1 protein-coding gene is annotated in these 1,486 nt (G+C 68.5%); it reads left to right on the forward strand.

Going from position 1 to position 1,486, the window contains the following annotated elements; genetic code table 11:
* The first annotated feature begins 43 nt into the window (after positions 1-43).
* The gene (locus E6A21_RS17705) at positions 44-1,486 is read left to right on the forward strand and encodes an amino acid permease (RefSeq protein ID WP_138445488.1); all 1,443 of its coding nucleotides are present in this window, start codon (positions 44-46) and stop codon (positions 1,484-1,486) included.

Below are 1,486 nucleotides of genomic sequence, written 5' to 3' on the forward strand. Positions count from 1 at the left end.
CGACCGTCTTGAAGACCGTGGCCACGCGCATTCGAGGGACCATGTGATCCATGCCGAGGATGCCGGCTACCACAAGGGGCTCAAGGCCCGCCAGATCCAGATGATCGCGATCGGCGGCGCGATCGGCACCGGCCTGTTCCTGGGCGCGGGCGGGCGCCTCGCCGCGGCCGGGCCCTCCCTCGTGCTCTCCTACGCGATCTGCGGCTTCTTCGTCTTCCTCATCCTGCGCGCCCTGGGCGAGCTCGTCCTGCACCGGCCCTCCTCCGGGTCCTTCGTCTCCTACGCCCGCGAGTTCTTCGGCGAGAAGGCGGCCTTCGTCTCCGGCTGGTTCTACTGGATCAACTGGGCCATGACCACCATCGTGGACACCACCGCCGCCGCCCTGTACATGCACTTCTTCGGCCGCTACGTGCCCTGGATCGCCGCCGTGCCCCAATGGGCCTGGGCCCTGATCGCCCTGGTCCTGGTCCTGGCCCTGAACCTGGTCTCGGTGAAGGTCTTCGGCGAGATGGAATTCTGGTTCGCCCTGGTCAAGGTCGCCGCCCTGCTGGCCTTCCTCGCCGTGGGCATCTACTTCGTCGCCTTCGGCACCCCCAACGGCACCCCCGTCGGACTGAGCCTGATCAGCGACCACGGCGGGATCTTCCCCGCCGGGCTCATGCCCATGATCCTGCTCATGCAGGGCGTCGTGTTCGCCTACGCCTCCGTCGAGCTCGTCGGAACCGCCGCCGGGGAGACCGAGGACCCCGCCAGGATCATGCCCCGCGCCATCAACTCCGTCGTGGCCCGCATCGCCGTGTTCTACGTCGGCTCCGTGATCCTGCTCTCCCTCCTGCTGCCCTACACCGACTACCAGGCCGGCGTGAGCCCCTTCGTGACCTTCTTCGGCCACATCGGCGTCAACGGCGTGGACGTCATCATGAACCTCGTCGTCCTCACCGCCTCCCTCTCCTCCCTCAACGCCGGCCTCTACTCCACCGGACGCATCCTGCGCTCCATGGCAGCCGCCGGCTCCGCCCCCCGCCTCGCCCTGCACATGAACAGGGCAGGAGTCCCCTACGGCGGCATCGCCATCACCGCCGCCGTCTCCCTCCTCGGCGTCCCCCTGAACTACCTCGTCCCCGCCGACGCCTTCGAGATCGTCCTGAACGTCGCCTCCGTCGGCATCATCAGCACCTGGGCCACCATCGTCCTGTGCCAGCTCCAGCTCCACCGCTGGGCCAAGAAGGGCTGGACCCAACGCCCCGCCTTCCGCATGATCGGCGCCCCCTACACCGGCTACCTCACCCTGGCCTTCCTCGCCATCGTCCTGACCATGATCCTCGCCGACTCCCCCTGGACCCTCCTGGCCACCGCCATCGCCATCATCCTCATGGTCATCGGCTGGTACGCCTGCCGCGACCGCATCCACACCATCGCCGCCGCCCGCAACGGCCACACCGGCACCTCCCCCGTCATCGCCAACCGACCCCTCCCCCGCAGGTGA

The sequence above is a fragment of the Sinomonas susongensis genome (assembly GCF_005877005.1).
Taxonomy (GTDB): domain Bacteria; phylum Actinomycetota; class Actinomycetes; order Actinomycetales; family Micrococcaceae; genus Sinomonas; species Sinomonas susongensis.